A 25,390-nucleotide genomic window follows, 5' to 3' on the forward strand; every position below is an offset into this window, starting at 1 on the left:
TTTAAAGGTATTTAATTGACATGACGATACCCTGGAAAGTATTGAAAGTTAATTTGTGAGTGGTCGCACATATCCTGTTCATTTCATTTTGATACACTTCATGCCGTCAATGAGGTAATTAACGTAGGTCGTTATGAGCACTATTCTTCTTCCGAAAACGCAGCACCTGGTAGTCTTTCAGGAAGTCATTAGAAGTGGTTCTATCGGCTCGGCTGCAAAAGAATTAGGGTTAACTCAACCGGCCGTCAGTAAAATCATTAACGATATTGAAGATTATTTTGGTGTGGAATTAGTGGTGCGGAAAAATACCGGTGTAACATTAACACCTGCCGGTCAATTGTTACTCTCCCGTTCCGAATCCATTACCCGTGAAATGAAAAATATGGTTAATGAGATAAGCGGTATGTCTTCTGAGGCGGTGGTGGAAGTCTCATTTGGTTTTCCTTCATTGATTGGTTTTACTTTTATGTCAGGGATGATCAACAAGTTCAAAGAGGTGTTCCCGAAAGCGCAGGTTTCTATGTATGAAGCGCAACTGTCTTCGTTCTTACCGGCAATCCGCGACGGTCGACTGGATTTTGCGATTGGTACGTTAAGTGCAGAAATGAAGCTTCAGGATTTACATGTTGAGCCGCTGTTCGAGTCCGAGTTTGTGCTGGTAGCCAGTAAGTCCCGAACATGCACCGGCACCACCACGCTGGAGTCGTTGAAGAACGAACAGTGGGTGTTGCCACAAACTAATATGGGGTACTACAGCGAACTGCTTACTACGTTACAAAGAAATGGCATCAGTATTGAAAACATCGTTAAAACCGACTCAGTCGTGACAATTTATAATCTTGTTCTCAATGCTGATTTCTTAACTGTAATTCCTTGTGATATGACGTCACCTTTTGGTTCTAATCAATTTATTACTATTCCGGTTGAAGAAACATTACCTGTGGCACAATATGCCGCGGTATGGTCGAAAAATTATCGTATTAAAAAAGCAGCATCGGTTTTGGTGGAATTAGCCAAAGAGTATTCATCTTATAATGGGTGTAGACGAAGGCAATTAATAGAAGTTGGTTAGTTATTTGTTTTTATTTAAACATAAATAATCCACCTGTCTGTCTTGCAGGTGTCGGTTACGGTTACCTACATATTTAATTCAGGCGAAGAGGTTTTATAATGCATATTACATACGATCTGCCGGTTGCTATTGATGACATTATTGAAGCGAAACAACGACTGGCTGGGCGAATTTATAAAACAGGCATGCCTCGCTCCAACTATTTTAGTGAACGTTGCAAAGGTGAAATATTCCTGAAGTTTGAAAATATGCAGCGTACGGGTTCATTTAAAATTCGTGGCGCATTTAATAAATTAAGTTCACTGACCGATGCGGAAAAACACAAAGGCGTGGTGGCCTGTTCTGCGGGCAACCATGCGCAAGGGGTTTCCCTCTCCTGCGCGATGCTGGGTATCGACGGTAAAGTGGTGATGCCAAAAGGTGCGCCAAAATCCAAAGTAGCGGCAACGTGCGACTACTCCGCAGAAGTCGTTCTGCATGGTGATAACTTCAACGACACTATCGCTAAAGTGAGCGAAATTGTCGAAATGGAAGGCCGTATTTTTATCCCACCTTACGATGATCCGAAAGTGATTGCTGGCCAGGGAACGATTGGTCTGGAAATTATGGAAGATCTCTATGATGTCGATAACGTGATTGTGCCAATTGGTGGTGGCGGTTTAATTGCTGGTATTGCGGTGGCAATTAAATCTATTAACCCGACCATTCGTGTTATTGGCGTACAGTCTGAAAACGTTCACGGCATGGCGGCTTCTTTCCACTCCGGAGAAATAACCACGCACCGAACTACCGGCACCCTGGCGGATGGTTGTGATGTCTCCCGCCCGGGTAATTTAACTTACGAAATCGTTCGTGAATTAGTCGATGACATCGTGCTGGTCAGCGAAGACGAAATCAGAAACAGTATGATTGCCTTAATTCAGCGCAATAAAGTCGTCACCGAAGGCGCAGGCGCTCTGGCATGTGCTGCATTATTAAGCGGTAAATTAGACCAATATATTCAAAACAGAAAAACCGTCAGTATTATTTCCGGCGGCAATATCGATCTTTCTCGCGTCTCTCAAATCACCGGTTTCGTTGACGCTTAATTAATTCGTTGAGGATAGGATATGAGTACTTCAGATAGCATTGTATCCAGCCAGACAAAACAATCGTCCTGGCGTAAATCAGATACCACATGGACGTTAGGCTTGTTTGGTACGGCAATCGGCGCCGGGGTGCTGTTCTTCCCTATCCGCGCAGGTTTTGGCGGACTGATCCCGATTCTTCTGATGTTGGTATTGGCATACCCCATCGCATTTTATTGCCACCGGGCGCTGGCGCGTCTGTGTCTTTCTGGCTCTAACCCTTCCGGCAACATTACGGAAACGGTGGAAGAGCATTTTGGTAAAACTGGCGGCGTGGTTATCACGTTCCTGTACTTCTTCGCGATTTGCCCACTGCTGTGGATTTATGGCGTTACTATTACCAATACCTTTATGACGTTCTGGGAAAACCAGCTCGGCTTTGCACCGCTGAATCGCGGCTTTGTGGCGCTGTTCCTGTTGCTGCTGATGGCTTTCGTCATCTGGTTTGGTAAGGATCTGATGGTTAAAGTGATGAGCTACCTGGTATGGCCGTTTATCGCCAGCCTGGTGCTGATTTCTTTGTCGCTGATCCCTTACTGGAACTCTGCAGTTATCGACCAGGTTGACCTCGGTTCGCTGTCGTTAACCGGTCATGACGGTATCCTGATCACTGTCTGGCTGGGGATTTCCATCATGGTTTTCTCCTTTAACTTCTCGCCAATCGTCTCTTCCTTCGTGGTTTCTAAACGTGAAGAGTATGAGAAAGACTTCGGTCGCGACTTCACCGAACGTAAATGTTCCCAAATCATTTCTCGTGCCAGCATGCTGATGGTTGCAGTGGTGATGTTCTTTGCCTTTAGCTGCCTGTTTACGCTGTCTCCGGCCAACATGGCGGAAGCCAAAGCGCAGAATATTCCAGTGCTTTCTTATCTGGCTAACCACTTTGCGTCCATGACCGGTACCAAAACAACGTTCGCGATTACACTGGAATATGCGGCTTCCATCATCGCACTCGTGGCTATCTTCAAATCTTTCTTCGGTCACTATCTGGGAACGCTGGAAGGTCTGAATGGCCTGGTCCTGAAGTTTGGTTATAAAGGCGACAAAACTAAAGTGTCGCTGGGTAAACTGAACACTATCAGCATGATCTTCATCATGGGCTCCACCTGGGTTGTTGCCTACGCCAACCCGAACATCCTCGACCTGATTGAAGCCATGGGCGCACCGATTATCGCATCCCTGCTGTGCCTGTTGCCGATGTATGCCATCCGTAAAGCGCCGTCTCTGGCGAAATACCGTGGTCGTCTGGATAACGTGTTTGTTACCGTGATTGGTCTGCTGACCATCCTGAACATCGTATACAAACTGTTTTAATCCGTAACTCAGGATGAGAAAAGAGATGAATGAATTTCCGGTTGTTTTGGTTATTAACTGTGGTTCGTCTTCGATTAAGTTTTCCGTACTCGATGCCAGCGACTGTGAAGTATTAATGTCAGGTATTGCCGACGGTATTAACTCGGAAAATGCATTCTTATCCGTAAATGGGGGAGAGCCAGCACCGCTGGCTCACCACAGCTACGAAGGTGCATTGAAGGCAATTGCATTTGAGCTGGAAAAACGGAATTTAAATGACAGTGTGGCCTTAATTGGCCACCGCATCGCTCACGGCGGCAGTATTTTTACCGAGTCCGCCATTATTACCGATGAAGTCATTGATAATATCCGTCGCGTTTCTCCACTGGCACCCCTGCATAATTACGCCAATTTAAGTGGTATTGAATCGGCGCAGCAACTATTCCCGGGCGTAACTCAGGTGGCGGTATTTGATACCAGTTTCCACCAGACGATGGCTCCGGAAGCTTATTTATACGGCCTGCCGTGGAAATATTATGAAGAGTTAGGTGTACGCCGTTATGGTTTCCACGGCACGTCGCACCGCTATGTTTCCCAGCGCGCACATTCTTTGCTGAATCTGGCGGAAGATGACTCCGGCCTGGTTGTGGCGCATCTTGGCAATGGCGCGTCAATCTGCGCAGTTCGCAACGGTCAGAGTGTTGACACCTCAATGGGAATGACGCCGCTGGAAGGCTTGATGATGGGTACCCGCAGTGGCGATGTCGACTTTGGTGCGATGTCCTGGGTCGCCAGCCAAACCAACCAGAGCCTGGGTGACCTGGAACGCGTAGTGAATAAAGAGTCGGGATTATTAGGTATTTCCGGTCTTTCTTCGGATTTACGTGTTCTGGAAAAAGCCTGGCATGAAGGTCACGAACGCGCGCAACTGGCAATTAAAACCTTTGTTCACCGAATTGCCCGTCATATTGCCGGACACGCAGCTTCATTACGTCGGCTGGATGGAATTATATTCACCGGCGGAATAGGAGAGAATTCAAGTTTAATTCGTCGTCTGGTCATGGAACATTTGGCTGTATTAGGCGTAGAGATTGATACAGAAATGAATAATCGATCTAACTCTTTTGGCGAGCGAATTGTTTCCAGTGAAAATGCGCATGTCATTTGCGCCGTTATTCCGACTAACGAAGAAAAAATGATTGCTTTGGATGCCATTCATTTAGGTAAAGTTAACGCGCCCGCAGAATTTGCATAATTTAGTTGAAGTATTGTAGAGAGATTATTTTTCATGAAGGTAGATATTGATACCAGCGATAAGCTGTACGCCGACGCATGGCTTGGCTTTAAAGGTACGGACTGGAAAAGCGAAATTAATGTCCGCGATTTTATTCAACATAACTATACACCTTATGAAGGCGATGAATCTTTTCTCGCCGAAGCGACGCCTGCCACCACGGAATTGTGGGAAAAAGTAATGGAAGGCATCCGTATCGAAAACGCAACCCACGCGCCGGTTGATTTCGATACCAATATTGCCACCACAATTACCGCTCATGATGCGGGATATATTAACCAGCCGCTGGAAAAAATTGTTGGCCTGCAAACGGATGCGCCGTTGAAACGTGCGTTACACCCGTTCGGTGGCATTAATATGATTAAAAGTTCATTCCACGCCTATGGTCGTGAGATGGACAGTGAATTTGAATATCTGTTTACCGATCTGCGTAAAACCCATAACCAGGGCGTATTTGATGTTTACTCACCGGATATGCTGCGCTGCCGTAAATCTGGCGTGCTGACCGGTTTACCAGATGGCTATGGCCGTGGGCGCATTATCGGTGACTATCGCCGCGTAGCGCTGTATGGCATTCGTTATCTGGTGCGTGAACGCGAACTGCAATTTGCCGATCTCCAGTCTCGTCTGGAAAAAGGCGAGGATCTGGAAGCCACCATCCGTCTGCGTGAGGAGCTGGCAGAGCATCGTCATGCGCTGTTGCAGATTCAGGAAATGGCGGCGAAATATGGCTTTGATATCTCTCGCCCGGCGCAGAATGCACAGGAAGCGGTGCAGTGGCTCTACTTCGCTTATCTGGCGGCAGTGAAATCGCAAAATGGCGGCGCGATGTCGCTGGGGCGCACGGCATCGTTCCTCGATATCTACATTGAGCGCGACTTTAAAGCTGGCGTACTCAATGAGCAGCAGGCACAGGAACTGATCGATCACTTCATCATGAAGATCCGTATGGTGCGCTTCTTGCGTACGCCGGAATTTGATTCGCTGTTCTCCGGCGACCCAATCTGGGCGACGGAAGTGATCGGCGGGATGGGGCTGGACGGTCGTACGCTGGTGACCAAAAACTCCTTCCGCTATTTGCACACCCTGCACACTATGGGGCCGGCACCGGAACCTAACCTGACCATTCTTTGGTCGGAAGAATTACCGATTGCCTTCAAAAAATATGCCGCGCAGGTGTCGATCGTCACCTCTTCCTTGCAGTATGAAAACGACGATCTGATGCGTACTGACTTCAACAGCGACGATTACGCGATTGCCTGCTGCGTCAGCCCAATGGTGATTGGTAAGCAAATGCAGTTCTTTGGTGCACGCGCTAACCTGGCGAAAACGCTGCTGTACGCAATTAACGGCGGGGTGGACGAGAAGCTGAAGATTCAGGTCGGGCCGAAAACAGCACCGTTGATGGACGATGTGCTGGATTACGACAAAGTGATGGACAGCCTCGATCACTTCATGGACTGGCTGGCGGTGCAGTACATCAGCGCGCTGAATATCATTCACTACATGCACGACAAGTACAGCTACGAAGCTTCGCTGATGGCGCTGCACGATCGTGATGTCTATCGCACCATGGCGTGCGGCATCGCGGGCCTGTCGGTGGCAACGGACTCCCTGTCTGCGATCAAATATGCCCGCGTGAAACCAATCCGTGACGAAAACGGCCTGGCGGTGGACTTTGAAATCGACGGTGAATATCCGCAGTACGGCAACAACGACGAGCGCGTAGACAGCATTGCCTGCGACCTGGTTGAACGTTTTATGAAGAAAATTAAAGCGCTGCCAACCTATCGCAACGCCGTCCCTACCCAGTCGATTCTGACTATCACTTCTAACGTGGTGTACGGCCAGAAAACCGGTAATACGCCGGACGGTCGTCGCGCCGGAACACCGTTCGCGCCGGGCGCTAACCCGATGCATGGTCGTGACCGCAAAGGTGCCGTGGCCTCATTGACGTCGGTGGCGAAACTGCCGTTCACCTACGCTAAAGACGGGATCTCGTACACCTTCTCAATCGTCCCTGCGGCGCTGGGCAAAGAAGATCCAGTACGTAAAACCAACCTTGTCGGCCTGCTGGATGGGTATTTCCACCACGAAGCGGATGTCGAAGGCGGTCAACACCTCAACGTCAACGTAATGAATCGGGAAATGCTGCTGGATGCCATCGAGCACCCGGAAAAATATCCTAACCTGACAATCCGTGTCTCTGGCTACGCCGTGCGCTTCAACGCACTGACCCGTGAACAGCAGCAGGATGTTATTTCACGTACCTTTACCCAGGCGCTCTGACGCCGGAGGATGTATGAAAAAGATTATCGAAACGCAACGTGCCCCAGGCGCAATCGGCCCTTATGTTCAAGGCGTTGATTTAGGCAGCATGGTCTTCACCTCCGGTCAAATTCCGGTTTGCCCACAGACCGGTGAGATCCCGGCTGATGTGCAAGATCAGGCGCGTTTAAGCCTCGAAAACGTCAAAGCGATCGTGGTTGCTGCCGGGCTGAGCGTGGGCGATATCATCAAGATGACCGTGTTCATCACCGATCTGAATGATTTTGCCACCATCAACGAAGTCTATAAGCAGTTCTTCGATGAGCATCAGGCGACCTACCCGACCCGGAGCTGTGTACAGGTCGCGCGTTTGCCGAAAGATGTGAAGCTGGAAATTGAAGCTATCGCAGTACGTAGTGCGTAAAGCCTCGTGAGCGGGACGGTCGTAAGGTCGTTCCGCTCCACTTCACTGAACGGCAATCCGAGGGTGTGGATATGATTAGTGCATTCGATATTTTCAAAATTGGGATTGGTCCCTCCAGTTCGCATACCGTGGGGCCAATGAATGCCGGAAAAAGTTTTATTGATCGGCTGGAAAGTAGCGGCTTATTAACCGCGACGAGCCATATTGTGGTCGATCTGTACGGGTCGTTGTCACTGACGGGCAAAGGCCATGCCACGGATGTCGCCATCATCATGGGACTGGCAGGAAACAGTCCGCAGGATGTTGTCATTGATGAGATCCCTGCATTTATAGAGTTAGTAACGCGCAGCGGGCGGCTGCCAGTGGCATCTGGTGCGCATATTGTTGATTTTCCTGTAGCAAAGAACATTATCTTCCATCCCGAAATGTTGCCTCGCCATGAGAACGGAATGCGGATCACTGCCTGGAAGGCACAGGAAGAGCTATTAAGTAAAACCTATTACTCTGTCGGCGGCGGGTTTATTGTCGAAGAAGAATACTTCGGCCTGTCGCACGATGTCGAAACGTCCGTACCTTACGATTTCCACTCAGCAGGTGAACTGCTGAAAATGTGTGATTACAACGGCCTGTCTATTTCTGGCCTGATGATGCACAACGAGCTAGCGCTGCGCAGTAAAGCGGAAATTGACGCCGGTTTTGCCCGTATCTGGCAAGTGATGCATGACGGTATTGAACGCGGGATGAACACTGAAGGCGTGCTGCCTGGTCCGCTCAATGTGCCGCGCCGTGCCGTAGCGCTGCGTCGTCAACTGGTTTCCAGCGATAACATCTCTAACGATCCGATGAATGTCATCGACTGGATCAACATGTACGCGCTGGCGGTTAGTGAAGAAAACGCAGCTGGCGGGCGCGTGGTAACGGCACCGACTAACGGTGCGTGCGGCATTATTCCGGCAGTGCTGGCTTATTACGATAAGTTCCGTCGTCCGGTAAACGAGCGGTCAATTGCCCGCTATTTTCTTGCAGCCGGGGCTATTGGCGCGCTGTATAAAATGAACGCCTCCATCTCTGGCGCGGAGGTCGGCTGTCAGGGGGAGATTGGCGTGGCCTGTTCAATGGCGGCGGCAGGGTTAACTGAACTACTGGGCGGCAGTCCGGCGCAGGTATGCAATGCGGCGGAAATCGCGATGGAGCATAACCTTGGACTGACCTGCGATCCGGTTGCCGGACAGGTACAAATCCCGTGCATTGAACGTAATGCCATTAATGCCGTGAAAGCAGTAAACGCCGCGCGGATGGCGATGCGCCGCACCTCGGCACCGCGTGTTTCACTCGATAAAGTGATCGAGACGATGTATGAAACCGGCAAAGATATGAACGATAAATACCGCGAAACATCACGCGGAGGACTGGCCATTAAAGTGGTCTGCGGCTGACATTGCTGTCAGCTTTCATCCTTGGGTGCACAAATGTGCACCTTTTTTTTGTGATCTGCCGCAAATAGAGAATGAATATTCTCTTGCGATTAATTTAGTAGAAAATTCTTATCCATCTCCGTTATTTCAAAGTCTTGATTGTGAAGATTTTCTCTGACCTCGCGCGTATCATTTCTTTATTCTAATAACTCGCCTGCAAAAACGTAGACCGCATATCGCCTTGATGCGGCTCGGAAAAAAATAATAAGCCCTACAAAATATTGAGCGAGAAATTATGGAAATTGCATTGAATAAAGGCGTCATTGCAGACGCTTCGACCCCGGCGGGTCGTGCTGGAATGAGTGAGAGCGAGTGGCGAGAAGCGATCAAATTCGACAGTACTGACACCGGCTGGGTGATTATGAGTATCGGGATGGCGATTGGCGCGGGGATTGTTTTTCTCCCGGTGCAGGTCGGTTTGATGGGATTGTGGGTATTTTTGCTCTCATCGGTGATTGGTTACCCGGCAATGTATCTGTTTCAGCGATTGTTTATTAATACGCTGGCAGAATCACCAGAATGTAAAGATTACCCGAGCGTCATTAGCGGTTATTTAGGTAAAAACTGGGGCATCCTGTTAGGTGCACTCTATTTCGTAATGCTGGTGATTTGGATGTTCGTCTATTCCACCGCCATCACCAACGATAGTGCTTCCTACCTGCATACCTTCGGCGTGACGGAAGGGTTGCTGTCAGACAGTCCCTTTTATGGTCTGGTACTGATTTGCATTCTGGTGGCGATCTCTTCACGCGGCGAGAAATTGTTATTCAAAATTTCGACTGGCATGGTGCTGACCAAGCTGCTGGTGGTCGCGGCGCTGGGCGTGTCGATGGTGGGAATGTGGCATCTGTATAACGTCGGTTCGCTACCGCCGCTGGGGCTGCTGGTGAAAAACGCCATTATTACGCTGCCGTTTACCTTGACGTCGATTCTGTTTATCCAGACGTTAAGCCCGATGGTGATCTCTTATCGCTCGCGGGAAAAATCAATTGAAGTGGCGCGGCATAAAGCATTGCGGGCAATGAATATCGCGTTTGGCATTTTGTTTGTCACAGTCTTTTTCTACGCCGTGTCGTTCACGCTGGCGATGGGACATGACGAAGCGGTAAAAGCCTACGAGCAGAATATTTCCGCGCTGGCGATTGCCGCACAGTTTATTAGCGGTGACGGCGCAGCGTGGGTGAAAGTGGTCAGCGTCATTCTCAATATCTTTGCTGTCATGACTGCATTCTTTGGCGTCTATTTAGGCTTTCGCGAAGCAACGCAAGGGATCGTAATGAACATCCTGCGTCGCAAGATGCCTGCCGAGAAGATTAACGAAAATCTTGTTCAGCGCGGCATCATGATTTTCGCCATTTTGCTGGCCTGGAGCGCCATCGTACTGAACGCACCGGTGTTGAGCTTCACCTCTATCTGTAGCCCGATTTTCGGCATGGTAGGGTGCCTGATCCCGGCGTGGCTGGTTTACAAAGTACCGGCATTGCACAAATACAAAGGGATGTCTCTGTACCTGATTATCGTCACTGGTTTGTTGCTTTGTGTTTCTCCGTTCCTGGCATTTTCTTGATTTACCTGAAATTTTAAGGTTTTTAATATGTTTGATTCGACTTTAAATCCGTTATGGCAGCGTTACATCCTCGCCGTTCAGGAGGAAGTAAAACCGGCGCTGGGATGTACTGAACCGATTTCACTGGCGCTGGCGGCGGCGGTTGCTGCGGCAGAACTGGAAGGTCCGGTTGAACGTGTAGAAGCCTGGGTTTCGCCAAATCTGATGAAGAACGGTCTGGGCGTCACCGTTCCCGGCACGGGAATGGTGGGGCTGCCGATTGCGGCGGCGCTGGGGGCGTTAGGTGGAAATGCCAACGCCGGGCTGGAAGTGCTGAAAGACGCAACTGCGCAGGCAATTGCCGATGCCAAAGCACTGCTGGCGGCGGGGAAAGTCTCCGTTAAGATCCAGGAACCTTGCAATGAAATCCTCTTCTCACGCGCCAAAGTCTGGAACGGTGAGAAGTGGGCGTGTGTCACTATCGTCGGCGGGCATACCAACATTGTGCATATTGAGACGCACGATGGTGTGGTGTTTACCCAGCAGGCGTGTGTGGCAGAGGGCGAGCAAGAGTCTCCGCTGACGGTGCTTTCCAGAACGACGCTGGCTGAGATCCTGAAGTTCGTCAATGAAGTCCCGTTTGCGGCGATCCGCTTTATTCTCGATTCTGCGAAGCTAAATTGTGCGTTATCGCAGGAAGGTTTGAGCGGTAAGTGGGGGCTGCATATTGGCGCGACGCTGGAAAAACAGTGCGCGCGCGGTTTGCTGGCGAAAGATCTCTCTTCATCCATTGTGATTCGTACCAGCGCGGCATCCGATGCGCGTATGGGCGGCGCTACGCTTCCGGCTATGAGTAACTCCGGCTCGGGTAACCAGGGGATCACCGCAACAATGCCTGTGGTGGTGGTAGCAGAACACTTCGGAGCGGATGATGAACGGCTGGCGCGTGCGCTGATGCTTTCTCATTTGAGCGCAATTTACATCCATAACCAGTTACCGCGTTTGTCTGCGCTGTGTGCCGCAACGACCGCAGCAATGGGGGCCGCCGCCGGGATGGCATGGCTGGTGGATGGGCGTTATGAAACCATCTCGATGGCGATCAGCAGTATGATCGGCGATGTCAGCGGCATGATTTGCGATGGTGCGTCGAACAGCTGCGCGATGAAGGTTTCGACCAGTGCTTCGGCTGCGTGGAAAGCGGTGTTAATGGCGCTGGATGATACCGCCGTGACCGGCAATGAAGGGATCGTGGCGCATGATGTTGAGCAGTCGATTGCCAACCTGTGTGCGTTAGCAAGCCATTCGATGCAGCAAACGGATCGGCAGATTATCGAGATTATGGCGAGCAAGGCCAGATAAACGCCAGGTTTTGGGTATCGTGCCGGATGCGATGCTGGCGCATCTTATCCGGCCTACGGGTTGTTTAATTCGTTAATGTTGTTGGATTTTGTAGGCCGGATAAGGCGTTTTCGCCGCATCCGGCAACCTGTCTTTACGCGGTAGCTTCATCCTCGGCTAAACGCGTTTCAGCATCCGCGACGATGGCTTCCAGCTCGCTCAACATCTCTTCATAGCCAAAATTTTTGGCGGTGCGAGCAGGTTCTTTCGCCACCACGGGCTTCGCTGGCTGGCGCTTTTTGGCCGATTTTTTACTCATCATCATCTCCCTGTAAAAACAACTAGACAGGCAAATCTATCAGCAAAGCGCGCAGTGGGGAATCGGCAACCAGCGTAATGTTAGCCTCGTCACGAATAAACGCCCCATCACCGCAGGTCAGCGCCGCTTTCTCTTCATGATGCGTAAGCGCATGAAATTTCCCATGAATCGATTGCAAATACGCGCGTGGCCCATGCAACTGGAAATTCGCACTTTCGCCTTTGTCGAGCACGATATGGTGCAGCCACACTTGCTGGCGTAATTGCAGGCTTCCCATCGCACCCTCTGGCGAGGCGATTAATTGCTGCTTGCCCATATTAAGCGCCAGTTTTTGAATCAGCGGATTCTCTCGCTGCGGGCAGGCGTCCAGCCAAAGCTGCATTCGTGTTAACGGTTTGTCTTTGCTGAGATTGTGTTCGCTGTAGCTGACACCCGGCTGGGTAGAGAGCAGCAACGCCTCACCGGCGCTGGCCTGAACATGATTGCCTTCGCTGTCGCGATACTCTGCTTCTCCATCCAGAATCACATTTAAAATATCGACTTTGGGATAGGTTCGCGGCTGAAAGGCGGCACCTGGGGCCAGCACTTCCTGGTTAAGCACACGCAGGGAGGCATAGCCTAACAATTTCGGGTCGAAGTAGTGTCCAAAGGAAAAAGTATACCGGGCCTGCAACCATCCGTAGTCTGCTTGTCCACACTGCCTGGCAGTTCGGGTAGTAATCATAATTCTTGACCTCTCTTTACTTCCTTTTATGGTAAGGGGCTGGACGCTACATTGTTAGCCAGATATTCTGCCCGGTATGTTCAAATTTCCTGAATGAGAACGAAATGGCCAAAGAAAGGGCATTAACGCTGGAAGCACTACGGGTTATGGATGCGATCGATCGCCGGGGCAGTTTTGCGGCGGCAGCGGATGAGCTGGGACGCGTGCCTTCCGCACTTAGCTACACCATGCAAAAACTGGAAGAAGAGCTGGATGTGGTGCTGTTTGACCGCTCGGGCCATCGCACCAAATTCACCAATGTCGGGAGGATGTTGTTGGAGCGAGGGCGCGTTTTGCTGGAAGCCGCAGATAAACTGACTACTGATGCGGAAGCTCTCGCGCGCGGTTGGGAAACGCATCTCACCATTGTGACCGAAGCGCTGGTACCGACACCTGCCTTTTTCCCGTTAATCGACAAACTGGCGGCAAAAGCCAATACCCAACTGGCAATCATCACAGAAGTGCTGGCGGGGGCGTGGGAACGGCTGGAGCAGGGGCGGGCGGATATTGTTATCGCGCCGGATATGCATTTTCGTTCCTCGTCGGAGATCAACTCGCGCAAGCTCTATACGTTAATGAACGTCTACGTTGCCGCGCCTGATCACCCGATTCATCAGGAGCCGGAACCGTTATCTGAAGTGACGCGTGTGAAATATCGTGGAATTGCGGTGGCGGATACCGCTCGTGAGCGCCCGGTGTTGACTGTACAGCTGCTGGACAAACAGCCGCGCTTAACGGTGAGCACGATTGAAGATAAACGTCAGGCATTACTGGCGGGGCTTGGCGTGGCGACGATGCCGTATCCGATGGTCGAAAAAGATATTGCGGAAGGGCGGTTGCGTGTCGTCAGCCCGGAATCGACCAGCGAGATCGATATTATTATGGCCTGGCGTCGTGACAGTATGGGGGAAGCGAAATCCTGGTGTCTGCGGGAAATTCCCAAACTTTTTAACGGAAAATAATATTTATTATTGTTAATAAAAAGGGGCGAAATATCGCCCCAATTCTAAGATTAATTTGAACCAAACTTCGGATCGTTTCCGTAACGATTGCTGCCAGAAGTACCTTCTGTGCAGAAAAAAACCAGAAGCACGAGCCAACCAATAAACGGAACAAAAAAGAGCAAGGCCCAGGCACCTGAACGGTCGGTATCGTGTAAGCGACGGATAGCAAGCGCAAGGACGGGAAGGAAGGTTGCCAGCAAATAAAGCATAGACAGATATGGAAGCTCCAGACCTAAAATCAATTGAATGACATTGATAATAGCGCCGACGATGGCGTTAATCAGAGTAAACATCCAGTACTCTTTACGACGTGCGCGACCAGAGAAACCAACATAATTTTTTAATACGGATAAATACCACTGCATAAAAACATCCCTTTAATTAAAAGTGACGAAAGTCTATTCCGGGTATTGTGTAAATGCTATTCGTATCTTTCTTTTTCGGATGTTATAAAGGTTTTGATATTTAAGATAAATACATGGTTATTTTTTATAGGTAATTTATATAACGACATTGAAATATTTTAAATAAACATTAGTAAATTATTCATTCATCAACATGATGATAAAAGCCGGATGAGTCAGACATCCGGCGAGCAGATTTGTTTTAAGGTTCCAGTTTTGGATCAGGTCCAAAGCGGTTTTCGCCTGGCGTACCCGCCTGGCAGTTAAAGACGATGATAATAAGCCAGCCGATAAACGGGATTAAGAATAGCAGTGCCCACCACGCCGAGCGGTCGGTGTCGTGCAGGCGGCGGAACTGAACTGCCCACCACGGTAAAAACACCAGAATACCGTAGATTGTCGTCAGGATGCCTTCGCCACCAGCGCGTTGCCAGCCTAACATTTTATCCAGCAGCCCCAGCACGAACGTAAAGATGATGTTGACCAGAATAAACATCCAGTACTCTTTGCGCCGCGCACGACCCCGGAAACCGACATAATTTTTTAGTACTTTCAGATACCAGTCCATTTTTGCCTCAATTTTGCTCAATCACTTGTTTTTAAAGCAGCAAATTAAGAATAGACGTGAATGAAATGGCAGTAAATATTCGTTCAAGGAATTAATAAAGTGCTGTGAAGGCGCGCTAAGACTGATGACAAGCGCAAAATCGCCAGATGCGCTACGCTTATCTGGCCTGCGCGGTCATTGCAACATATTGAATATAAATGTTTTGTAGGTTTGATAAGGCGTTCATGCCGCATCCGACATGAACAACATGCACTTAGCTAATTATCAGAGGCACCTCGTAAGGTGCCTTTTTTTAACCGAAGCGAACATCTCGTCCATGCGGTTCATCGAGATCCTGCCACGGACCAATTGAAATAATCCCCGTAGGGTTGATGGTCTTATGGCTGCGGAAGTAATGATTACGGATGTGATCGAAATTGACTGTTTCGGCAATTCCCGGCATCTGGTAGATATCACGCAGGAAGCCATACAGATTAAGGTAATCGCTGATGCGGTGCTTATCACACTTGAAGTGGGTCACATACACTGGATCAAAACGGACCAGCGTGGTCCACAGGCGAATATCGGCTTCGGTTAGCTGGTTGCCGGTCAGGTAACGATGCTGACCTAAAATCTGTTCCAGTCGCGCCAGCGATTCAAACACTTTCTCCACCGCTTCGTCGTAGGCTTGCTGGCTGGTGGCAAAACCAGCTTTATACACGCCGTTGTTAACGGTGTCATAAATCCAGCCGTTAAGTTCGTCAATTTTCGTTTGCAGGGCTGGTGGGTAGTAATCACCCGCTTTCGCGCCCAGCGCATCAAACGCGGTATTAAACATGCGGATGATTTCTGCTGATTCGTTGCTGACGATGGTGTGGTTCTTTTTGTCCCACAGCACGGGAACAGTAACTCGTCCGCTGTAGTGTGGATCGGCGTGGAGATAAAGCTGATACAAAAATTCATGTTGATAGAGCTTGTCTCCGGTTGCTCCCGGAAAACTATCATCAAAGGTCCAGCCGTTTTCCAGCATCAGCGGGTTCACTACGGAAACGGAAATAAACGGTTCCAGTCCTTTGAGTTTGCGCATGATCAGCGTGCGGTGCGCCCACGGGCAGGCGAGTGAAACATAGAGATGATAACGATCTTTCTCTGCGATAAAACCGCCTGTGCCAGTGGGGCCAGGAGCGCCATCGGCAGTGAGCCAGTTACGAAATGCGGAAGCTGAACGTTGAAATTTACCGCCGGTAGATTTGGTATCGTACCAGGTGTCATGCCAGACGCCGTCAATCAGTTGACCCATTTTTCTCTCCTCCAATAGCAAAAACGAGGAGCTTCCTCCTCGTTTTTTATCGTTAAGTATAGCGCGTGCTTACCACTTTTTACTCAGCAGGCGGTCGATGCTATACGCGCCCGGACCGGTAATTGCCAGCAGCAAGAATCCGCCAGAAATTGTCAGGTTTTTCATGAACATCAGCGAGTTAACGCCTTCAGCAAAGTTGCTGTGAAATAAAAATGCCGTCAGCAGCGTAAAGCCCGCAGTAAACAGGGCAGTGGTGCGAGTCAGGAAACCGAACAGGATTGCCAGACCACCACCAAACTCAAGCAGAATCACCAGCGGCAGCATAAAACCCGGGACGCCCATCGCTTCCATATATTGTTGGGTACCCGCGTAACCAGTAATTTTTCCCCAGCCTGCGGTAATAAACAGAATCGGCATTAAAATGCGCGCTACCAGTACACCAACATCTTCTAATTTTTTCATCATACTCTCCACTGCGCCACTCAGGCTGCTGATTGTTTTTTTGTGCAAGGGCGCGGTATTAGCGTCGTTGCTGTCGATGGAGAGAATCATAAACGTGGTGAATGATGATTGTTAGCAAGGAAAACTGTCAAAAATCTTCAAAAAATTTGATGGGTAAGGCCGGAATGGCTCCGGCCAGAGGGAAGTTAACCGCGAAGCTGTTGCTGCTTGAGGGTCGTTTTAACCAGACGCCAGGCGCTCCATACGCCAAAACCGCGTCTGGCCCAGCGGACCAGCATATTAGGATGGCGAATCGTCCAGATCGCCATCACGCTACTGCCAACCAGCGCCCAGGAGCGCAGACTTAGCAGCATATTCCAGCGACGATCGTAAGCGCCTGTTGCCTCCAGCCATTCACGACGACTGGCAGAAAGATCCAGCCGTTGTTGCTGGATCTGGCTAAGCAGTTGCGCCTTACGTCGTTCACGTTCGACTTTACTGCTCACGGGACTCCTCCTCGAGCAGCTGCCGATCGTTTGCCAGCTCATGGCGTGTATGGCGCAGCAAGGTGGATTTACGCGATTTACGTAACGTCCAGATACCGCCAATCAGTGCCAGTAGCAGCAACACCACGGTGGTGGCAATCATCGCATTCAGGCGATATTGCGGATCAACCGCCCAAATAATTAGCACCATCAGGCTCATAAGACCAAATGCAGCGAAAAGCATCGTCAGGCCCAGCATCAGTAAAAGTTGAAAGAGATTCGCTTTTTCCTCTTCCAGCTCCACCACCGCCAGCCGCAGACGTGTTTCCACCATTTCAACCATGATGGAAACAATTCGCTGCCCGATGCCCAGAACGCTTTTACCGGGCCCTTGCGCGTGATGAGTGTCCGCCATAATTAACGACGCGACAGCAGAACGCCGAGCACTACACCGATTGCAGCGCCAATGCCCACGCCCGTCCATGGATTTTCACGCACATACTCATCGGCACGCGCCGCCGCGACACGGGTTTGTTTGGCGATGGCATCACCGGTTTCACCCAGGCGATAACGGCTCTGTTTCAGTGCCTGCTCCGCTTTGCTACGAATCTTACTCAACTCTTCTTTCGACTTCTCGCCAGATGAGCTAAGCACCTCTTCCAGCGTATCGGAAAGGGATTTCAACTCAGCACGCAGATGTTCCGTAGTGTGTTCTTTCGACATAGTTTTCTCCAGGTGAGTAAGTAGTGACTATTGTGAGTTAGTAGTCGCGCGCTTCCAGCATTTTCAGCTCTTCCTGCGCTTCTGCCAGTTTCCGTTCGCGTTTGGCAATCTTATCGGCATCGCCTTTTTGCTTCGCCTCGGCTAAATCTTGCTGGCGTTCCGCCACCTCATCTTTCTGCTTTGCGATTTTCTTCTGATGATCGGCACGCAGCTGGCTATCTGAACAGTTGGCCCGGACTTCACTCAGGGCTTTATTCAGACCGTCAATACGATTCTGGTTTTGGTGTTTTTCGGCATAGCTGATCTCCTTAAGGATATTTTGCTCCTTTTCCTGACACAGGGTAGTGGCATAACTACCAGCACTAAGAGCAAAAAGAGAAACAGCTAAAGCGATGCGGTATTTCATTCTTGAACCTTCCATTGTGATTCGGACCTATTACAAAGGAACGATTGTCCAGACAACGAAGCGGTAGTGTTAACCACCGCCTCATTAATCATAGACAGTTACGGTGAAATCACCAAAGTGAGTGATCTGTTTCGGATAACAGGAAGTTATCCGAAGCGATGAGAGTTATCCCGTAGCCGGGTCAGCCACTGCATAGCCTGACTGTTATTGTCCTGCTGCGCAATGATGTAGCCTTGGGGCAATGTTCTGTCGAGGACCGCTTTTGCAGCGGCGCTCTGGTCGCTGGAGTCAAAGGTAATTAACAGAGTGTCGTTTTTGGGGGTGATACTTTTGAAAGGAATGCCATGAGCGTCAAGGTGATGCCAGATTGAAAAACCGTCTGGCATCGTTGTGCCTTGATGAACGGCACGAATCGCCAGCGTAGACTCTTGCTGGCGAACCGCGGACCAGGCCAGCAACAGCGTGCCGACCAGAAGTAAAACAGCGCCGGACCAGGCTAGCTGGCGAAGCGACATGCGAGGTATTTGCATCCCTTACCCCCGATTTCCATATTTCTTTTTCCATAACACGACCAGAGAACCTGCCAGGCCAAACACCAGCAGCACCACCGGGAGCAGCATCAGGCATGACATCAGCTGGTCCTCGTACTTTAAAAATACCGGCGTTTTGCCGAGCATGTAACCCAGAGTTGTCAGGATCAATACCCACAGCAGACCGCTCATCCAGTTGAAAAACTGAAAGCGCGCGTTATTCAGCCCTGATAACCCGGCAATCGTCGGCAGCAGTGTTCTGACAAACGCAATAAAGCGACCAATTAACAGCGCCGATAAACCGTGTTTATGAAAAAGATGGTGTGCGCGTTGATGATAATGCGCGGGTAAATGAGATAGCCAGTTTTGTACGGTGCGGGTATTGCCCAGCCATCGCCCCTGAATATAGCTGACCCAGCAGCCGAGGCTGGCGGCAACGGTCAGCAGCAGAATCGTTTGCGGATAGCCCATCGCGCCTTTCGCAATCAACACGCCGACCAATACCAGTAAACTGTCGCCCGGTAAAAAGGCCGCCGGAAGCAAGCCGTTTTCAAGGAACAAAATTACAAACAAGACAAAATACAACATGCCAATCATCGATGGATTGGCCAGGGTTTCAAAATCCTGCGCCCACAGGGCTTGCAGCAATTGGGTCAAAAGTTCCATTCATTATTCCTGGTGAATCGGTTAACGCCACGCTGGTTTTAAAAGATGCACTACCGCAATGTTATTGCTGTTTTGGTATGTTCTGCGGGTTTGATACATCAACACAGCCTGAACTATTCCCTGTTAAATCGTGAGATAAGAAAGCATTCAAAAACATAAATTCAAATTGAATCTAATTGTAACAAAGGTCAACGTTGTTCGTTATCAAAATTACATGTCCGTGGAGTCTGATTTTGCTGAATGCAGGGGAGGGTGGCGAGAGGATTTACACAGGCTGACACTTTATACTTTTCGCTTACCGACGAGACAAACAGGCGCATTGCAGCGCCTGTCGGACAGGAATTTCATTTACTGCCGCTGGTGGCTGTATCGAGATGCACCACCGGGTTTTCGGCGAATAGATAGCGGTCGGCATTGAACTCGAAGTCGTCGCTGGTTTCGTTGAATAACATGATCTTGGTGTTTTCCAGGTGCTGCCACATTGCCAGCTTAGCAGCATGAGGATCTTTGCGAATCAGCGCCTTGAGGATTTGATCGTGGTCATCACACCAGTTATCGACGGTACGGGAATCAATGTGTTCGTGCAGTTTTTTCCAGTACGGGTTATGGCTACGCTGGGTCCACATTTTTTCAACGATAGCCGCCAGGGCGGAGTTCTGCGTCGCCAGGGCTACCTGAATATGGAACTGCAAATCCCACTCGGAATCACGGAAGCATTGTTCGCCGCGCGCCTGCTCCTGGATGGCCATCAGTTTCATGATGTCCTGTTTCGTTACCTGAGTTGCTGCGAACTCGGCAATATTACTTTCGATGAGTTGGCGAGCCTGGAGTAACTCAAACGGACCGTAATTGGCGAATTCCATATTATTGTCCGCCGCCTGCTGATGGCGCGGCTGGTTGGAAACCACGTGAATACCTGAACCTTTACGCACTTCGACATAGCCTTCAACTTCCAGCATGATGATGGCTTCACGAACTACCGTACGGCTGACGTTCTTTTCATCGGCAATAAAGCGCTCAGCAGGCAGTTTATCACCCACCAGATAGACGCCCTGTTCGATGCGCTCTTTCAGGTCAGCGGCAAGTTGTTGATACAAACGGCGTGGTTCAGTGATTTCCATATGCGCTCCAGGCATGATACGGCAGACTATATTTGTTATACCACTTTTGCGAGTTTAGCTCTACTCGCAGTGATGAAAAAGCCGCCTGAGAAGGCGGCTTTGAAGGGAAACTAAAACTTACACGAAGCGTTAATGTTGCGGTGCGGGATCGTTATGTGTTTCCTGCGCCACCTCAATCGCCGGTTTGTTCTGCAATACGGTCCAGATAACCAGCGCACCCAGCAGGTCAAATACTGCCAGAACTGCGAACAGCGGGCTGAAGCCGATGGTGTCAGCCAGTGCACCGACAACCAGCGCAAACAGCGTACTTGCCAGCCATGCGGACATCCCGGTTAAACCGTTCGCCGTTGCCACTTCGTTACGACCAAACACGTCGGAAGAGAGCGTAATCAGCGCGCCAGACAGTGCCTGGTGGGCAAAACCACCGATACACAGCAGCATAATTGCGACATACGGGTTGGTGAACAGGCCGATCATACCCGGGCCAATCATCAGCACTGCACCCAGCGTTACGACCATCTTACGGGAAACGATCAGGTTCACACCAAACCAACGCTGGAACAGCGGCGGCAGGTAACCACCGAGGATACAACCGAGGTCAGCAAACAGCATCGGCATCCAGGCGAACATCGCGATCTCTTTCAGGTTAAAGCCGTAAACTTTAAACATGAACAGCGGGATCCACGCGTTAAAAGTACCCCAGGCCGGTTCTGCCAGGAAACGCGGCAGCGCGATACCCCAGAACTGACGGTTACGCAGGATCTGACCAACGGACATTTTCTTCGCCGTGCTCACCTGGTGCTGGGCTTCCTGACCATTAATAATATAGTCGCGTTCTTCATCGGTCAGATGCTTCTGGTCGCGCGGATGTTTATAGAAAATCAGCCATGCCATTGCCCAGATAAAGCTCAATGCACCGGAGATGATAAATGCCATCTGCCAGCTGTGCATCACGATTGCCCATACCACCAGCGGCGGCGCAATCATCGCACCAATCGAAGAACCTACGTTAAAATAGCCTACTGCGATGGAACGCTCTTTCGCCGGGAACCATTCGGAGCTGGCTTTCAGACCCGCCGGGATCATCGCTGCTTCCGCGGCACCGACCGCACCACGAGCAACAGCCAGGCCACCCCAGCTACCTGCCAGCGCGGTTGCACCACAGAACACGGCCCACAGCACAGCAAACATTGCATAACCGATTTTCGTACCCAGCACATCCAGTACATAACCCGCTACCGGTTGCATGACCGTATAAGCAGCAGAATAGGCTGCGATGATATAGGAATACTGTTGGGTGGAGATGTTTAACTCTTCCATCAGAGTTGGCGCAGCTGCCGCCACAGTGTTACGCGTCAGGTAACCAAGCACGGTGCCGAGCGTCACCAGTGCGATCATATACCAACGTAACCCTTTAATTTTACGCATGTAAAACCTCATCGTTTTGTTATATCCGCAGGAAGCGCGGCCATCATCCCGCCAGAGGCTGAAGATGTTAGTTACGACCGGGTAACCGAAAAAAAACCGGCACGCCCCGAACGTTGCCATGAAAGTTTCGTGCTAATTCGGCTTCCGTACCGGTTAACCCGATTCATCTAACAAATGAGTGAATCGGCAATTTGCATTCCGTCGACTTATGATTTGCGACGGCAGAAAGATAACTTGTCATACAACTTTAAAAGGTGAGAGCCATCACAAATGTGCGAATATTTGTAGGGACATTACCTGACGACAGTGAGGCCAGTACTGGCGCGGCCTGCAGCGAGATTTACCACTTTAAGAGTAATTTTTTTAACTACGTTTATTGATCTAACTCACGAAAATATCTTCGGACTCTGGAAATTGGTGTGATAACTTTGTCAGCATCGCACCATAAGCAAGCTAGCTCACTCGTTGAGAGGAAGACGAAAATGACTCCGTTTATGACTGAAGATTTCCTGTTAGATACCGAATTTGCCCGCCGTCTGTATCACGACTACGCAAAAGACCAGCCGATTTTCGATTACCATTGCCATTTGCCGCCGCAGCAGATTGCTGAAGACTATCGTTTTAAAAACCTGTATGACATCTGGTTGAAGGGCGATCACTACAAATGGCGCGCTATGCGTACCAACGGTGTGGCTGAGCGTCTGTGTACTGGTGATGCGTCTGACCGTGAAAAATTTGACGCCTGGGCGGCGACTGTTCCGCACACTATCGGCAACCCGTTATACCACTGGACGCACCTCGAACTGCGTCGTCCGTTTGGTATCACTGGCAAATTGCTTTCTCCGTCAACTGCCGATGAAATCTGGAACGAATGTAACGAACTGCTGGCGCAGGATAACTTCTCCGCGCGCGGCATCATGCAGCAGATGAACGTGAAAATGGTCGGCACCACCGATGACCCGATCGATTCTCTGGAGCATCACGCAGAGATCGCCAAAGACGGCTCTTTCACCATCAAAGTGCTGCCGAGCTGGCGTCCGGACAAAGCCTTTAACATCGAACAGGCGACCTTTAACGACTACATGGCGAAGCTGGGCGAAGTTTCCGATACCGACATTCGCCGCTTTGCTGACCTGCAAACTGCCTTGACCAAACGTCTGGATCACTTCGCCGCTCACGGCTGTAAAGTGTCTGACCACGCGCTGGATGTGGTGATGTTTGCTGAAGCGAACGAAGCGGAACTGGACAGCATTCTGGCGCGTCGTCTGGCTGGCGAAACCCTGAGCGAGCACGAAGTGGCACAGTTCAAAACTGCGGTACTGGTGTTCCTTGGTGCCGAATATGCACGTCGCGGCTGGGTACAGCAGTACCACATTGGCGCGCTGCGTAATAACAACCTGCGTCAGTTCAAACTGCTGGGGCCGGATGTAGGCTTTGACTCCATCAACGACCGTCCGATGGCGGAAGAGCTGTCTAAGCTGCTGAGCAAGCAGAACGAAGAAAACCTGCTGCCGAAAACCATTCTCTACTGCCTGAACCCGCGCGATAACGAAGTGCTGGGCACCATGATCGGTAACTTCCAGGGCGAAGGTATGCCGGGCAAAATGCAGTTCGGTTCCGGCTGGTGGTTTAACGATCAGAAAGACGGTATGGAACGTCAGATGACCCAACTGGCGCAGCTCGGTTTGCTGAGCCGCTTTGTCGGTATGCTGACTGACAGCCGTAGCTTCCTGTCATACACCCGTCACGAATACTTCCGCCGCATTCTGTGCCAGATGATTGGTCGCTGGGTGGAAGCGGGCGAAGCACCGGCGGACATCAACCTGCTGGGTGAGATGGTGAAAAATATTTGCTTTAACAATGCGCGTGACTACTTCGCCATTGAACTGAACTAAGGTCTGGGGTTGATATGCAATACATCAAGATCCATGCGCTGGATAACGTCGCGGTCGCTTTAGCGGATTTGGCTGAAGGCACAGAAGTCAGTGTCGATAACCAGACTGTTACGCTGCGCCAGGATGTTGCTCGTGGACATAAATTTGCGTTAACGGATATCGCAAAAGGGGCCAACGTCATCAAATATGGCCTGCCGATTGGTTATGCATTGGCGGATATTGCGGCGGGGGAACACGTTCACGCCCACAATACGCGCACGAATCTGAGCGATCTGGATCAGTATCGCTATCAACCTGATTTTCAGGATCTGCCTGCGCAAGCGGCAGATCGTGAAGTGCAGATCTATCGTCGCGCTAACGGCGATGTCGGGGTGCGTAACGAGCTGTGGATCCTGCCAACCGTGGGCTGTGTCAACGGCATCGCGCGGCAGATCCAGAACCGTTTTCTGAAAGAGACCAACAACGCTGAAGGTACCGACGGCGTGTTCCTCTTCAGCCACACCTACGGCTGCTCACAGCTGGGCGACGATCACATTAATACCCGCACCATGCTGCAAAACATGGTGCGCCACCCGAACGCAGGCGCAGTGCTGGTGATTGGCCTGGGCTGTGAAAACAACCAGGTTGCCGCATTCCGTGAAACGCTGGGCGATATCGATCCTGAACGCGTTCATTTCATGATCTGCCAACAGCAGGATGATGAGATCGAGGCCGGGATCGAGCATTTGCATCAGTTGTATAACGTGATGCGCAACGATAAACGCGAGCCAGGCAAACTCAGCGAACTGAAGTTTGGTCTGGAGTGCGGTGGTTCTGACGGTCTTTCTGGTATTACTGCTAACCCGATGCTGGGGCGTTTCTCTGACTACGTGATTGCTAACGGCGGTACTACCGTACTGACCGAAGTGCCGGAGATGTTTGGCGCAGAGCAGTTGCTGATGGACCATTGCCGCGACGAAGCAACGTTTGAAAAACTGGTCACCATGGTCAACGACTTCAAACAGTACTTTATTGCCCATGACCAGCCGATCTACGAAAACCCATCACCGGGGAACAAAGCGGGCGGTATCACCACGCTGGAAGACAAATCACTTGGCTGTACCCAGAAAGCGGGTTCCAGTGTCGTGGTTGACGTGCTGCGTTACGGCGAGCGTCTGAAAACGCCAGGGCTGAACTTGTTAAGTGCGCCGGGTAACGATGCCGTAGCGACCAGCGCCCTGGCGGGTGCGGGCTGCCATATGGTGCTGTTCAGTACTGGTCGTGGCACGCCGTATGGTGGATTTGTGCCGACGGTGAAAATCGCCACCAACAGTGAACTGGCGGCGAAGAAAAAACACTGGATCGACTTTGACGCGGGTCAGCTGATCCACGGTAAAGCGATGCCGCAGTTGCTGGAAGAATTTATCGACACCATCGTTGAGTTTGCCAACGGTAAGCAAACCTGTAACGAGCGTAACGACTTCCGCGAACTGGCGATCTTCAAAAGCGGCGTAACGCTATAAAGTCGAAATGAGTTGTTAA

The 25,390-nt window shown here is 50.5% G+C and carries 27 protein-coding genes; 12 read left to right on the forward strand and 15 right to left on the reverse strand.

What is annotated here, in order from left to right:
• The first annotated feature begins 133 nt into the window (after positions 1 to 133).
• The 9 genes from tdcA to cyuA all read left to right on the forward strand — a co-directional run bounded on the left by tdcA (position 134) and on the right by cyuA (position 11,858).
• On the forward strand, positions 134 to 1,072 hold the full coding sequence (tdcA, locus tag OQV04_RS00700; RefSeq protein ID WP_000104211.1) for a transcriptional regulator TdcA: 939 nt from the start codon (positions 134 to 136) through the stop codon (positions 1,070 to 1,072).
• A gap of 98 nt (positions 1,073 to 1,170) precedes the next feature.
• On the forward strand, positions 1,171 to 2,160 hold the full coding sequence (tdcB, locus tag OQV04_RS00705; protein WP_174784841.1) for a bifunctional threonine ammonia-lyase/L-serine ammonia-lyase TdcB: 990 nt from the start codon (positions 1,171 to 1,173) through the stop codon (positions 2,158 to 2,160).
• A 21-nt stretch (positions 2,161 to 2,181) separates the two neighbouring features.
• Positions 2,182 to 3,513, forward strand: coding sequence for a threonine/serine transporter TdcC (tdcC, locus tag OQV04_RS00710; protein ID WP_000107723.1), 1,332 nt, complete (start codon positions 2,182 to 2,184; stop codon positions 3,511 to 3,513).
• Between the two features lie 25 nt (positions 3,514 to 3,538).
• Positions 3,539 to 4,747 carry a propionate kinase gene (gene tdcD / locus OQV04_RS00715; protein ID WP_001397428.1) on the forward strand — a complete coding sequence of 403 codons (1,209 nt, stop codon included), beginning with the start codon at positions 3,539 to 3,541 and terminating at the stop codon, positions 4,745 to 4,747.
• A gap of 33 nt (positions 4,748 to 4,780) precedes the next feature.
• The gene (gene tdcE, locus OQV04_RS00720; RefSeq protein ID WP_000861750.1) at positions 4,781 to 7,075 is read left to right on the forward strand and encodes a 2-ketobutyrate formate-lyase/pyruvate formate-lyase; all 2,295 of its coding nucleotides are present in this window, start codon (positions 4,781 to 4,783) and stop codon (positions 7,073 to 7,075) included.
• A 13-nt stretch (positions 7,076 to 7,088) separates the two neighbouring features.
• Positions 7,089 to 7,478: an enamine/imine deaminase gene (locus tag OQV04_RS00725; RefSeq protein ID WP_000719990.1), complete on the forward strand. Its 390-nt coding sequence runs from the start codon at positions 7,089 to 7,091 to the stop codon at positions 7,476 to 7,478.
• Positions 7,479 to 7,549: 71 nt separating this feature from the next.
• Entirely contained in the window at positions 7,550 to 8,914 is a 1,365-nt protein-coding gene (gene tdcG, locus OQV04_RS00730) for an L-serine ammonia-lyase (RefSeq protein WP_032288294.1), read from the forward strand.
• Between the two features lie 274 nt (positions 8,915 to 9,188).
• Entirely contained in the window at positions 9,189 to 10,520 is a 1,332-nt protein-coding gene (locus OQV04_RS00735; protein WP_032281633.1) for an amino acid permease, read from the forward strand.
• Between the two features lie 27 nt (positions 10,521 to 10,547).
• Positions 10,548 to 11,858, forward strand: a complete 1,311-nt coding sequence (gene cyuA / locus OQV04_RS00740; protein ID WP_000460514.1) for a cysteine desulfidase — start codon at positions 10,548 to 10,550, stop codon at positions 11,856 to 11,858.
• A 133-nt stretch (positions 11,859 to 11,991) separates the two neighbouring features.
• Here cyuA and yhaL read toward each other — a convergent pair whose 3' ends face one another.
• Complete coding sequence (gene yhaL / locus OQV04_RS00745; RefSeq protein WP_021577985.1) at positions 11,992 to 12,156, reverse strand: protein YhaL; 165 nt, start codon at positions 12,154 to 12,156, stop codon at positions 11,992 to 11,994.
• A gap of 22 nt (positions 12,157 to 12,178) precedes the next feature.
• Positions 12,179 to 12,880: a pirin family protein gene (locus tag OQV04_RS00750; protein WP_000633576.1), complete on the reverse strand. Its 702-nt coding sequence runs from the start codon at positions 12,878 to 12,880 to the stop codon at positions 12,179 to 12,181.
• Positions 12,881 to 12,984: 104 nt separating this feature from the next.
• Here OQV04_RS00750 and yhaJ point away from each other — a divergent pair, with 104 nt between their 5' ends.
• The gene (yhaJ, locus tag OQV04_RS00755) at positions 12,985 to 13,881 is read left to right on the forward strand and encodes a DNA-binding transcriptional regulator YhaJ (protein ID WP_001041009.1); all 897 of its coding nucleotides are present in this window, start codon (positions 12,985 to 12,987) and stop codon (positions 13,879 to 13,881) included.
• 50 nt (positions 13,882 to 13,931) lie between these two features.
• Here the strand turns inward: yhaJ and OQV04_RS00760 are convergent, their stop codons facing one another.
• The 13 genes from OQV04_RS00760 to exuT form a co-directional block, all read right to left on the reverse strand.
• Entirely contained in the window at positions 13,932 to 14,288 is a 357-nt protein-coding gene (locus tag OQV04_RS00760; RefSeq protein ID WP_001198807.1) for a DUF805 domain-containing protein, read from the reverse strand.
• Between the two features lie 241 nt (positions 14,289 to 14,529).
• Positions 14,530 to 14,895 (reverse strand): DUF805 domain-containing protein, encoded by a 366-nt coding sequence (locus OQV04_RS00765; RefSeq protein WP_000384145.1) that lies wholly within the window; start codon positions 14,893 to 14,895, stop codon positions 14,530 to 14,532.
• Positions 14,896 to 15,187: 292 nt separating this feature from the next.
• Positions 15,188 to 16,174 (reverse strand): glutathionyl-hydroquinone reductase YqjG, encoded by a 987-nt coding sequence (gene yqjG / locus OQV04_RS00770; protein ID WP_032281632.1) that lies wholly within the window; start codon positions 16,172 to 16,174, stop codon positions 15,188 to 15,190.
• A gap of 69 nt (positions 16,175 to 16,243) precedes the next feature.
• Positions 16,244 to 16,636: a DoxX family protein gene (locus tag OQV04_RS00775; protein ID WP_274446666.1), complete on the reverse strand. Its 393-nt coding sequence runs from the start codon at positions 16,634 to 16,636 to the stop codon at positions 16,244 to 16,246.
• A 185-nt stretch (positions 16,637 to 16,821) separates the two neighbouring features.
• On the reverse strand, positions 16,822 to 17,121 hold the full coding sequence (locus OQV04_RS00780) for a YqjK-like family protein (RefSeq protein WP_000096086.1): 300 nt from the start codon (positions 17,119 to 17,121) through the stop codon (positions 16,822 to 16,824).
• Positions 17,111 to 17,515 carry a phage holin family protein gene (locus tag OQV04_RS00785; RefSeq protein WP_000785722.1) on the reverse strand — a complete coding sequence of 135 codons (405 nt, stop codon included), beginning with the start codon at positions 17,513 to 17,515 and terminating at the stop codon, positions 17,111 to 17,113. Before OQV04_RS00785 ends, OQV04_RS00780 begins: the two co-directional genes overlap by 11 nt.
• 2 nt (positions 17,516 to 17,517) lie before the next feature.
• A complete protein-coding gene (locus OQV04_RS00790; RefSeq protein ID WP_000031415.1) occupies positions 17,518 to 17,823 on the reverse strand; it encodes a DUF883 family protein in 306 nt (101 codons plus the stop codon).
• A 37-nt stretch (positions 17,824 to 17,860) separates the two neighbouring features.
• Positions 17,861 to 18,229 carry a DUF1090 family protein YqjC gene (gene yqjC, locus OQV04_RS00795; protein ID WP_032281631.1) on the reverse strand — a complete coding sequence of 123 codons (369 nt, stop codon included), beginning with the start codon at positions 18,227 to 18,229 and terminating at the stop codon, positions 17,861 to 17,863.
• A 146-nt stretch (positions 18,230 to 18,375) separates the two neighbouring features.
• Positions 18,376 to 18,759 carry an EnvZ/OmpR regulon moderator MzrA gene (gene mzrA / locus OQV04_RS00800; RefSeq protein ID WP_001166761.1) on the reverse strand — a complete coding sequence of 128 codons (384 nt, stop codon included), beginning with the start codon at positions 18,757 to 18,759 and terminating at the stop codon, positions 18,376 to 18,378.
• A 3-nt stretch (positions 18,760 to 18,762) separates the two neighbouring features.
• Positions 18,763 to 19,425, reverse strand: a complete 663-nt coding sequence (gene yqjA, locus OQV04_RS00805) for a DedA family general envelope maintenance protein YqjA (protein ID WP_000422149.1) — start codon at positions 19,423 to 19,425, stop codon at positions 18,763 to 18,765.
• A 21-nt stretch (positions 19,426 to 19,446) separates the two neighbouring features.
• Complete coding sequence (gene yqiM, locus OQV04_RS00810) at positions 19,447 to 19,530, reverse strand: protein YqiM (RefSeq protein ID WP_211180508.1); 84 nt, start codon at positions 19,528 to 19,530, stop codon at positions 19,447 to 19,449.
• 239 nt (positions 19,531 to 19,769) lie between these two features.
• Entirely contained in the window at positions 19,770 to 20,546 is a 777-nt protein-coding gene (gene exuR, locus OQV04_RS00815; RefSeq protein ID WP_000406488.1) for a transcriptional regulator ExuR, read from the reverse strand.
• Positions 20,547 to 20,675: 129 nt separating this feature from the next.
• A complete protein-coding gene (exuT, locus tag OQV04_RS00820; RefSeq protein ID WP_001226465.1) occupies positions 20,676 to 21,974 on the reverse strand; it encodes a hexuronate transporter ExuT in 1,299 nt (432 codons plus the stop codon).
• 482 nt (positions 21,975 to 22,456) lie between these two features.
• Between exuT and uxaC the strand changes: the two genes are divergently transcribed.
• Positions 22,457 to 23,869: a glucuronate isomerase gene (gene uxaC, locus OQV04_RS00825; RefSeq protein WP_000187442.1), complete on the forward strand. Its 1,413-nt coding sequence runs from the start codon at positions 22,457 to 22,459 to the stop codon at positions 23,867 to 23,869.
• A 14-nt stretch (positions 23,870 to 23,883) separates the two neighbouring features.
• Positions 23,884 to 25,371, forward strand: a complete 1,488-nt coding sequence (gene uxaA, locus OQV04_RS00830; RefSeq protein WP_001199376.1) for an altronate dehydratase — start codon at positions 23,884 to 23,886, stop codon at positions 25,369 to 25,371.
• Positions 25,372 to 25,390: the final 19 nt, after the last annotated feature.

Origin of the sequence: Escherichia sp. Lx600-2, assembly GCF_036662595.1 — a bacterium.
Taxonomy (GTDB): Bacteria; Pseudomonadota; Gammaproteobacteria; order Enterobacterales; family Enterobacteriaceae; genus Escherichia; species Escherichia coli.

Excerpts from the sequence above, each read along its gene's own strand:
- tdcA (WP_000104211.1), top strand. The coding sequence starts at position 134 with ATGAGCACTATTCTTCTTCCGAAAACGCAGCACCTGGTAGTCTTTCAG.
- tdcB (WP_174784841.1), top strand. The coding sequence starts at position 1,171 with ATGCATATTACATACGATCTGCCGGTTGCTATTGATGACATTATTGAA.
- tdcC (WP_000107723.1), top strand. The coding sequence starts at position 2,182 with ATGAGTACTTCAGATAGCATTGTATCCAGCCAGACAAAACAATCGTCC.
- tdcD (WP_001397428.1), top strand. The coding sequence starts at position 3,539 with ATGAATGAATTTCCGGTTGTTTTGGTTATTAACTGTGGTTCGTCTTCG.
- tdcE (WP_000861750.1), top strand. The coding sequence starts at position 4,781 with ATGAAGGTAGATATTGATACCAGCGATAAGCTGTACGCCGACGCATGG.
- OQV04_RS00725 (WP_000719990.1), top strand. The coding sequence starts at position 7,089 with ATGAAAAAGATTATCGAAACGCAACGTGCCCCAGGCGCAATCGGCCCT.
- tdcG (WP_032288294.1), top strand. The coding sequence starts at position 7,550 with ATGATTAGTGCATTCGATATTTTCAAAATTGGGATTGGTCCCTCCAGT.
- OQV04_RS00735 (WP_032281633.1), top strand. The coding sequence starts at position 9,189 with ATGGAAATTGCATTGAATAAAGGCGTCATTGCAGACGCTTCGACCCCG.
- cyuA (WP_000460514.1), top strand. The coding sequence starts at position 10,548 with ATGTTTGATTCGACTTTAAATCCGTTATGGCAGCGTTACATCCTCGCC.
- yhaL (WP_021577985.1), bottom strand. The coding sequence starts at position 12,156 with ATGAGTAAAAAATCGGCCAAAAAGCGCCAGCCAGCGAAGCCCGTGGTG.
- OQV04_RS00750 (WP_000633576.1), bottom strand. The coding sequence starts at position 12,880 with ATGATTACTACCCGAACTGCCAGGCAGTGTGGACAAGCAGACTACGGA.
- yhaJ (WP_001041009.1), top strand. The coding sequence starts at position 12,985 with ATGGCCAAAGAAAGGGCATTAACGCTGGAAGCACTACGGGTTATGGAT.
- OQV04_RS00760 (WP_001198807.1), bottom strand. The coding sequence starts at position 14,288 with ATGCAGTGGTATTTATCCGTATTAAAAAATTATGTTGGTTTCTCTGGT.
- OQV04_RS00765 (WP_000384145.1), bottom strand. The coding sequence starts at position 14,895 with ATGGACTGGTATCTGAAAGTACTAAAAAATTATGTCGGTTTCCGGGGT.
- yqjG (WP_032281632.1), bottom strand. The coding sequence starts at position 16,174 with ATGGGTCAACTGATTGACGGCGTCTGGCATGACACCTGGTACGATACC.
- OQV04_RS00775 (WP_274446666.1), bottom strand. The coding sequence starts at position 16,636 with ATGAAAAAATTAGAAGATGTTGGTGTACTGGTAGCGCGCATTTTAATG.
- OQV04_RS00785 (WP_000785722.1), bottom strand. The coding sequence starts at position 17,515 with ATGGCGGACACTCATCACGCGCAAGGGCCCGGTAAAAGCGTTCTGGGC.
- OQV04_RS00790 (WP_000031415.1), bottom strand. The coding sequence starts at position 17,823 with ATGTCGAAAGAACACACTACGGAACATCTGCGTGCTGAGTTGAAATCC.
- yqjC (WP_032281631.1), bottom strand. The coding sequence starts at position 18,229 with ATGAAATACCGCATCGCTTTAGCTGTTTCTCTTTTTGCTCTTAGTGCT.
- mzrA (WP_001166761.1), bottom strand. The coding sequence starts at position 18,759 with ATGCAAATACCTCGCATGTCGCTTCGCCAGCTAGCCTGGTCCGGCGCT.
- yqjA (WP_000422149.1), bottom strand. The coding sequence starts at position 19,425 with ATGGAACTTTTGACCCAATTGCTGCAAGCCCTGTGGGCGCAGGATTTT.
- exuR (WP_000406488.1), bottom strand. The coding sequence starts at position 20,546 with ATGGAAATCACTGAACCACGCCGTTTGTATCAACAACTTGCCGCTGAC.
- exuT (WP_001226465.1), bottom strand. The coding sequence starts at position 21,974 with ATGCGTAAAATTAAAGGGTTACGTTGGTATATGATCGCACTGGTGACG.
- uxaC (WP_000187442.1), top strand. The coding sequence starts at position 22,457 with ATGACTCCGTTTATGACTGAAGATTTCCTGTTAGATACCGAATTTGCC.
- uxaA (WP_001199376.1), top strand. The coding sequence starts at position 23,884 with ATGCAATACATCAAGATCCATGCGCTGGATAACGTCGCGGTCGCTTTA.